We start from the raw sequence: 7,879 nt of genomic DNA, 5'->3' as shown, positions 1-7,879 counted from the left end.
GTAGCTTTTTGTAATTCTTGGATAACTTTTCCACCAGGACCAATTAAAGCTCCGATGAAGTTTCCAGGAATGGTAGTCATAATAATCTTAGGTGCTTTAGGTTTAACAGAAGCGTTTGGTTTTGCAATCGTTTCTGTGATTTTACCTAAAATATGTAAACGTCCGTCACGCGCTTGCTCTAAAGCCTGCTCCATGATGTCGTAACGCAATCCGTCAATTTTGATGTCCATCTGGCAAGCCGTAATACCATCTGCAGTACCGGTTACTTTGAAGTCCATGTCTCCCAAGTGATCCTCATCACCTAAGATGTCTGATAATACTGCAAATTTCTGACCGTCAGTGATTAATCCCATAGCGATACCAGAAACTGGTTTCACCATTTGTACTCCGGCATCCATTAAAGCTAAAGTACCCGAACAAACTGTTGCCATTGAAGACGAACCGTTCGATTCCAACACTTCAGAAACTACACGGATTGTATAAGGACAATCTGCAGGAATCATGTTTTTTAAAGCACGTTGTGCCAAGTTTCCGTGACCAACCTCGCGACGAGAAGTTCCTCTTAATGGTTTTGCTTCACCTGTTGAGAAAGGAGGGAAGTTGTAATGTAAGTAGAAACGCTCTTCACCTTGCTCTGATGGTAAATCGATGATGTTGGCTTCTCTTGAAGTTCCAAGAGTTACAGTTGCTAACGCCTGAGTTTCTCCACGAGTAAAGATCGCTGATCCGTGAGCTGATGGTAAATAGTCCACTTCCGACCAGATAGGACGGATGTCTGTAGTTTTTCTTCCGTCTAAACGCGTTCCTTTTTCAAGAACTACGTTACGAACCGCTTCTTTCTGTGTTTTGTAGATATATTTAGAAACCAATTCTGCTAAATCAGCATTTTCAGCATGCTCTTCTTCAGTGAATAAAGCTTTAACTTCGTCTTTGATTTCGGCAAATTTCTCACCACGCTCTTGTTTAGAAGAAGCTTCCTGAGCGATAGCGTAATATTTGTCATAAGAAGCAGCTTTTACTCTTGCGTAAACAGCTTCATCATTTTTCTCGCCTTCGTATTCTCTGTAAGCTGGTGCTCCAAAAGCAGCTCTTAGTTTTTCTTGAGCTACAATCTGAACTTTAATGGCTTCGTGTGCAAATTTAATTGCCTCAACCATTTCAGCTTCTGAGATTTCTTTCATCTCACCTTCCACCATACAAACTGAATCAGACGAAGCGCCAATCATCATGTCGATGTCTGAAACTTCTAATTGTTCGCGGCTAGGGTTGATGACTAATTTCCCTTCTACACGACCAACGCGCACTTCGGAAATTAAATTGTAGAAAGGAATGTCTGACACAGCTAAACACGCAGAAGCAGCTAAACCTGCTAAAGCATCCGGCATAACATTATCGTCATGCGACATTAACTGAATCATGATTTGCGTTTCCGCGTGGTAATCATCCGGAAATAACGGACGTAATACACGGTCTACTAAACGCATAGTTAAAACTTCACTGTCGCTAGGACGCGCTTCTCTTTTGAAGAAACCTCCCGGGAAACGTCCCGCAGCGGCAAATTTTTCACGGTAGTCTACCGTTAATGGTAAAAAATCCACTCCTGGATTGGCAGTACGGGCAGATACCGCCGTTGCTAATAACATTGCATCGCCCATACGCACCACGACAGAACCGTCGGCTTGTTTGGCTAGTTTTCCTGTTTCGATTGAGATGGTTCTACCGTCTCCCAAATCGATAATTTCTTGGGTAACCTTAGGAATCATAAAATTAATTCTTAATTAAACAAAGGGTTTCAGTTGTGTTGTTGTTGTGTGTTGTAGTTGTCTAATACCCAATGAAAAACCAAACTTTTTTCTGTCAAAATATACAAAACAAAAAGAGGCGCGCAGGCACCTCTTCTTCATGATTATTTTCTGATGTTTAATTCTTTGATAATCGCACGATATCTGTTGATATCTTTTTTCTTTAAGTAGTCAAGAAGACTTCTTCTTTTACCTACCAATAAAACTAGTGAGCGCTCAGTGTTGTAATCGTGACGATTTTTTTTCAAGTGCTCAGTCAAGTGAGAAATTCTGAATGTGAATAACGCGATTTGACCTTCAGCAGAACCAGTGTTCTCAGCTTTTCCTCCGTGTTTCGCGAAAAGATCTGCTTTTACTTCTTTAGTTAAGTACATGCTAATATTGTTAAAATGATTATTATGTAGATTGAGATTATCTCAATACGGGTGCAAAGGTAACTTTATTTTTCAGAATCACAAATAATTTGAAGAAACTTACTTAAAATAATTTTGCAACTTCTTGATTTACAAATTCTAAAAAGCGTTCGTCAGCTTCCGAGAATGGGTCGATGACATGACTGTCGATATCAATTTGTCCAATATTGATTCCATTAACAAAAAGTGGAACCACAATTTCTGATTTTACCGTAAAACTACAAGCGATGTAATTGTCCTGAGCTTTCACATCCGGAACGACAAAATTGGTATTCGATTCGGCAACTTGTCCGCAAATTCCTTTTCCGAAAGGGATGACAGTATGATCGGTTTCGGCACCAACATAAGGTCCTAAATGCAATGTTTTTGTTTCGTGATTTGCAAAATAAAAGCCTACCCAATTGTAATAATCGATGTTGTCGGTTAATAATTGGCAAAGATTTTTAAGTTTTTCATCACGGGAAATCCCTTCCTGTGAAAGTATTTCGGTTACTTTTGGTTGTAAATCCTGAAAAGTCATATTTTTTAGTTTTGTGCAAAAGTATCGAATCAGCGTCTTTTAATTTTTATATTTTTGTTAAAATCAATTTTGTGAAACAACTTTTTCGGCAATACAAACCTTTTTTTGTCTTTTTACTCAAATTCTTTTTGTTTTACGGAGTGTTGACATTTTGCTACAGTTTGTATCTCAATCAGTTTGATGAGCATTTGTTCGAAACCGACACGTTTACTATAATGGTTGCCGAACAATCTAAATCAGTTCTCGAGTTTTTCGGAAAATCCGCAAGTGTTGAGCCGAATGCTTCTGAACCCTGCGTCAACCTAATCTATCAAGGAAAGTTTATTGCTCGAATTATCGAAGGTTGCAACGCTATTAGTGTCATGATTTTATTTGCAGCTTTTGTTTTTGCTTTTTCAACTACTTGGTTACGAACGATAAGTTACATTGTGATTGGTTGTATAATCATCCACATATTAAATATTTTGCGTATTGCGCTGCTGGCCATGGCGCTTTATAGTTATCCGGAAAGCGAGCATTTGTTGCACGGCGTGGTTTTTCCGTTGTTTATTTATGCTGTGGTTTTTGTGTTGTGGGTATTTTGGCTTCAAAAATTTTCTCGAAATGATGCAGCTGCTTCTAAAAAATAAAAAGACTTTTTGCATTGTACTGCTGCTGGTTTTGTTGCTTGCCGGAATTCGTTTTTTTGAGCAAAACCTGTTCTATGATCCGTTTCTTCAGTTTTTTAAAGAAGATTTTCAGAATAAAACCTTACCGGAATATGATGGTTTGAAATTGTTTTTAAATCTTTCTTTTCGGTATTTGTTGAACACGGTGCTTTCAGTCGCTATTATCTATTTTATTTTTAAAGATTTACAACTTGTGAAATTGACAGGGTTTCTCTATCTGCTGTTTTTTGTGGTTTTACAACTTGTCTTTTTTGGTTTTCTTTTCCTTGATAATCCGGATTATACGGTGCTTTTTTATGTAAGACGATTTCTGATTCAACCGTTGTTTTTAGTATTGTTTATTCCGGCGTTTTATTATCAGCAGAAACAGGTTTCTAATTGATTGAAGTTGAAGTTTTTGCGGAATTAACACTTTTTTGGTATTGATTTCTTAAAAATAATGTACTTTTGACTCGATTTTCCATTGTATGAAGATAAATAAGCACATCAGTTTTCTTTTAGCTACGCTACTTTTGGTATCCAATATTGGCTTGGCTTTTAATGTGCATTATTGTGGTGGAGAATTGGCAGGTATTTCATTAGATTATAAAACTTATGAGCCTTGTGTTTCTCAAAAAGTAGAGGAAGAGAAGTCTTGTTGCGCCACTTCGAACGAACACAGTTCTTGTTGTTCAAACGATAAAATTGATTTAAAAAAATCGATTTCTGACGAAGTAATCGTTAAAACCTTTCAAGTTGATTTAGCGGCTTTTACAGTTGTTCCGACATGGAATCCAACCGTTTTTGAAGCAGTTGAAACTGTTGCTGTAAAAAGCGATGCGCCTTCGTTTTATTGCGAAAGTAACGCGCCACCGCTCTACAAACTCTACTGTCAATACATTTACTACGCCTAAATTTTAATGTTTTTTCAACTCTGAATTTTTCAGAGCAATCTTTATTGAGAACATTAAAATTAAAATCATGTACAAATATTTTATGTTTTTGCTGATGTTGGTTGCACAAATTGCATCCGCTCAGGAAAAAGTGTCGGGAACCATAACCGACGAAAAAGACCAGCCGTTAATAGGAGCTTCCGTAATCTGGAAAGATTCCACGGTTGGAACGATGACCAATGAACAAGGTCAGTTTGAATTGCCCATGAATCCGGGTAGTCATGAAATTGCTGTGAGTTATGTGGGCTATGAAACGGTAACTTTGATGGTGCACGAACCTAAAGTAATTACCGTAAAGTTGCAGGCTTCCAAAACGCTTGACGAAGTTGTGGTGAAAACCAAGAAAAATTCGCTTAGCCGTTCTTATCTGAAGCCACTCAATACGCAAACCATGAGCAGCAAGGAACTTTTAAAAGCAGCTTGTTGTAACCTTTCGGAGAGTTTTGAAACCAATCCTTCTATTGATGTGAATTTTTCGGATGCGATTTCCGGGAGCAAACAAATCAAAATGTTAGGTTTAACCAGTCCTTATATTTTGATTGCGGAAGAGAACATTCCATCGGTTCGTGGTGCTTCGCAAGCTTATGGATTATCTTTCACGCCTGGAACTTGGGTAGAAAGCATTCAGATTACCAAAGGAGCGGGAAGTGTGGTAAACGGCTACGAAAGCATCTCCGGACAAATTAATACTGAATTGATAAAACCTGCGGACGACATTCCATTTTTTTTAAATGCCTACGGTTCCACCGACAGTCGTTTTGAGCTGAATACGCATTTCAACAAGAAGTTTTCAGATAAATTGAGCAGCAGTTTGTTTGTACACGGCAACACCCGAGTATCTAAAAACGATATGAACGATGATGGGTTTTTAGACAATCCGCTTGGGAAACAAATTAATGTAATGAACCGTTGGCAGTACAACGATTTGGAAAAAGGCTGGGTAAGTTTTCTGAATGTGCGTTATATGCGCGACGAAAAACAAACTGGTCAAAAATCCTTTGATCCGGATCGCGATAAATTGACAACCAATTATTGGGGCTCTGAAATCAATACCGATAAATTGGATTTGTCTTCTAAAATCGGGTATGTGTTTCCGGATACGCCATGGAAAAGCATCGGATTTCAAAATTCCTTTAATTATCACAAACAGGAATCGTATTTCGGGTTGAATCAGTACAATATCCAACAGAATAGTTTTTATTCGAATCTGATTTATAACTCCATCATCAGCAATACGTTGCATAAATTTGCAACCGGTTTGAATTTTACTTCGGATGACTATAATGAGTTTGTAGCGGTAAATGGTCCCTTAACCGATGTGAGTCGTCGTGATAATTCTGTGGGTGCTTTCTTTGAATATACTTACGATAATACCGATAATTTCAGTTTGGTTGCCGGTGGACGTTTCGATGTACACAACCGTTTGGGCGCATTTTTTACACCGAGAATCCACGCACGTTATAATCCTTGGGAAAAAGCTGTATTGCGAGCTTCGGTAGGAAGAGGAAAACGTAGCGCGAATATTTTTGCAGAAAATCAGAACCTTTTTGCAACTTCCCGAGATTTTTCAGTCTTGAATGCAAACGGAAAGGTGTATGGTTTGGATCCTGAAATCGCCTGGAATTACGGAATAAGTTTTACACAAGGATTTACCTTATTCGGTAAAAAAGCCGATGTGTCTTTGGATTATTACAGAACCGATTTCCAAAATCAGGCGGTTGTGGATTTGGATTTTAGTCCGCAGGAAGTTGTGTTTCATAATTTGGATGGAAAGTCCTATGCAAACAGCTTACAGTTGGATTTCAACGTTGATTTAATGACGCATTTAACCATTCGAACGGCGTATAAATTTTACGACATTCAAACCGATTATCTGACTGGAACTTTCGAGCGTCCGTTGCAGGCGAAACACCGTTTCTTCACCAATTTGGCATATGAAACCCATATCAAAGAAAAAGGAAAACAATGGAAATTCGATTTTACATATAACTGGATGGGAAAACAGCGTTTGCCAAACACAAGTTCCAATCCGGAGCCGTATCGTTTGCAGGAGTTTTCGAATCCGTTTTCGGTGATGAATGCTCAGGTAACGAGAACGTTCTCCAGTGTTTTTGAAGCCTATATTGGTGGAGAAAATATTGGAAATTACAAACAAAAAAATGCGATTTTAGGCGCTGATGATCCTTTTGGCCCATATTTTGATAGTTCTATGATATATGCACCGATTTTCGGACAGATGTATTATGCCGGAATCCGATTTAAAATTAAATAACAACACTAAATAATATAAAAAATGAAAAAGTTAATTGCTATCATATTAGTTGCCTTGGTTGGTTTTACAGTTCAGGCGCAAGAAAAAAAGAATAAAAGCGCAAAAGCGGATGTGTCGGTTAATGGGAACTGCGAAATGTGTAAAAAGCGTATCGAAAAAGCGGCTTATTCTGTTGCCGGAGTGAAATCTGCGGTTTGGCATTCGGACGATCAGATGTTGCATTTGGTTTATAATCAACAGAAATGTTCCTCGACGGATGTCGAAAAAGCAATCGCAAAAGCCGGACACGATACGAAAAATGTAAAAGCAACTGAAGGAGATTACAATAATTTACACGGTTGTTGTCAGTACGACAGAAAGTAAAAGTTAAATCCGTCTTAAAGGCGGATTTTTTATTGGGTTTTGCTTTTCTGAAAGGTATTTTTGTCGGTATAGATAAAAATAGAATATGAATTACAAGCCAAAATTTTTGCTCATTGCTTTATCGTTTTTCTTTTGTAGCAGTCAGGCGCAAAGTGTGAAAAGTCAGAATGAAAACATCTGGTTGCATTTTGTTGGAAAGAATAAATTGAACGAAAAACTATCCATCACTTTAGAAGCTACCATGCGTTATGCAAACGGATTTTCCGAAAAACAACAATGGTTCATTCGTCCTTCTGTTGATTATCAGTTTGCCAAATCATTTGCAGGAAGTGTCGGTTATAGTCATTACAATACTTATTCTTACGGAGATCCTACGATGAATCGAATTGATACTCCCGAAGACCATGTTTGGATTCAAGGAACGTATGTGCATAATACAGGAAATGTGAAATTTACACATCGTTTGCGAGACGAAAATCGTTTTGTTGGGATTGCGAAGTACAATGCAGCTGCAGATGCGTTTGAAATTGATCGTTATGAATACCGAAACCGAATGCGTTACATGATTTTAGCCACGGTTCCGTTATGGAAAAAAGACAATGAAGTCAAAGTTTCCGGGTTTGTGGGAGATGAAGCGTTTATTAATATCGGTTCTAATGCAGGGAAAACTTTGTTCAATCAGAACAGGGTTTTGTTGGGAGCGGGATATCATTTCAATTCGAACCATCAAATTCAGTTGACGTATATTGATCAGTACATTTGGAATTATGGGAATACGTTGCAGGAAAGGAATCCAACCTTGCGAATTTCGTATTTGACGACTTTGGATTGGTCTAAAAAGAAAGCATAAAAAGAAAACCCCGAATGTGAGATTCGGGGTTTTTAATTATAGTAAGTTTGGAATTACAT

9 protein-coding genes are annotated in these 7,879 nt (G+C 38.0%); 6 read left to right on the top strand and 3 right to left on the bottom strand.

The features are described 5' to 3' along the window. The 3 genes from RUH60_RS11370 to RUH60_RS11360 form a co-directional block, all read right to left on the bottom strand. Positions 1-1,763, bottom strand: a 1,763-nt coding sequence (locus tag RUH60_RS11370; protein ID WP_313808396.1) for a polyribonucleotide nucleotidyltransferase, incomplete at its 3' end; no start/stop codon positions are given. A 143-nt stretch (positions 1,764-1,906) separates the two neighbouring features. Beyond that, positions 1,907-2,176: a 30S ribosomal protein S15 gene (gene rpsO / locus RUH60_RS11365; RefSeq protein WP_313808394.1), complete on the bottom strand. Its 270-nt coding sequence runs from the start codon at positions 2,174-2,176 to the stop codon at positions 1,907-1,909. Between the two features lie 103 nt (positions 2,177-2,279). Next, positions 2,280-2,735: a GAF domain-containing protein gene (locus RUH60_RS11360; protein ID WP_313808392.1), complete on the bottom strand. Its 456-nt coding sequence runs from the start codon at positions 2,733-2,735 to the stop codon at positions 2,280-2,282. Positions 2,736-2,806: 71 nt separating this feature from the next. Between RUH60_RS11360 and xrtF the strand changes: the two genes are divergently transcribed. The 6 genes from xrtF (at position 2,807) to RUH60_RS11330 (ending at position 7,820) form a co-directional block, all read left to right on the top strand. Then, on the top strand, positions 2,807-3,364 hold the full coding sequence (gene xrtF, locus RUH60_RS11355) for an exosortase family protein XrtF (protein WP_313808390.1): 558 nt from the start codon (positions 2,807-2,809) through the stop codon (positions 3,362-3,364). Continuing rightward, complete coding sequence (locus RUH60_RS11350; protein WP_313808388.1) at positions 3,339-3,785, top strand: exosortase F system-associated membrane protein; 447 nt, start codon at positions 3,339-3,341, stop codon at positions 3,783-3,785. The genes xrtF and RUH60_RS11350 overlap by 26 nt, the downstream gene beginning before the upstream one ends. Positions 3,786-3,870: 85 nt before the next feature. Continuing rightward, a complete protein-coding gene (locus RUH60_RS11345) occupies positions 3,871-4,296 on the top strand; it encodes an HYC_CC_PP family protein (protein ID WP_313808386.1) in 426 nt (141 codons plus the stop codon). Between the two features lie 67 nt (positions 4,297-4,363). Next, on the top strand, positions 4,364-6,607 hold the full coding sequence (locus RUH60_RS11340; protein ID WP_313808384.1) for a TonB-dependent receptor plug domain-containing protein: 2,244 nt from the start codon (positions 4,364-4,366) through the stop codon (positions 6,605-6,607). A gap of 21 nt (positions 6,608-6,628) precedes the next feature. Then, positions 6,629-6,970 carry a metal transporter gene (locus tag RUH60_RS11335; protein WP_313808382.1) on the top strand — a complete coding sequence of 114 codons (342 nt, stop codon included), beginning with the start codon at positions 6,629-6,631 and terminating at the stop codon, positions 6,968-6,970. A gap of 85 nt (positions 6,971-7,055) precedes the next feature. Next, positions 7,056-7,820: a DUF2490 domain-containing protein gene (locus RUH60_RS11330; protein ID WP_313808380.1), complete on the top strand. Its 765-nt coding sequence runs from the start codon at positions 7,056-7,058 to the stop codon at positions 7,818-7,820. The last annotated feature ends 59 nt before the right edge of the window (positions 7,821-7,879 follow it).

This window comes from Flavobacterium sp., from assembly GCF_032153895.1.
Taxonomy (GTDB): domain Bacteria; phylum Bacteroidota; class Bacteroidia; order Flavobacteriales; family Flavobacteriaceae; genus Flavobacterium.
The sequence above is the reverse complement of the archived record's forward strand: the minus strand, read 5'-3'. Positions and strand labels throughout refer to the sequence as shown.

Coding starts and splice junctions, on each gene's coding strand:
- rpsO (WP_313808394.1), bottom strand. CDS start 2,176: ATGTACTTAACTAAAGAAGTAAAAGCAGATCTTTTCGCGAAACACGGA.
- RUH60_RS11360 (WP_313808392.1), bottom strand. CDS start 2,735: ATGACTTTTCAGGATTTACAACCAAAAGTAACCGAAATACTTTCACAG.
- RUH60_RS11350 (WP_313808388.1), top strand. CDS start 3,339: ATGATGCAGCTGCTTCTAAAAAATAAAAAGACTTTTTGCATTGTACTG.
- RUH60_RS11345 (WP_313808386.1), top strand. CDS start 3,871: ATGAAGATAAATAAGCACATCAGTTTTCTTTTAGCTACGCTACTTTTG.
- RUH60_RS11340 (WP_313808384.1), top strand. CDS start 4,364: ATGTACAAATATTTTATGTTTTTGCTGATGTTGGTTGCACAAATTGCA.
- RUH60_RS11335 (WP_313808382.1), top strand. CDS start 6,629: ATGAAAAAGTTAATTGCTATCATATTAGTTGCCTTGGTTGGTTTTACA.
- RUH60_RS11330 (WP_313808380.1), top strand. CDS start 7,056: ATGAATTACAAGCCAAAATTTTTGCTCATTGCTTTATCGTTTTTCTTT.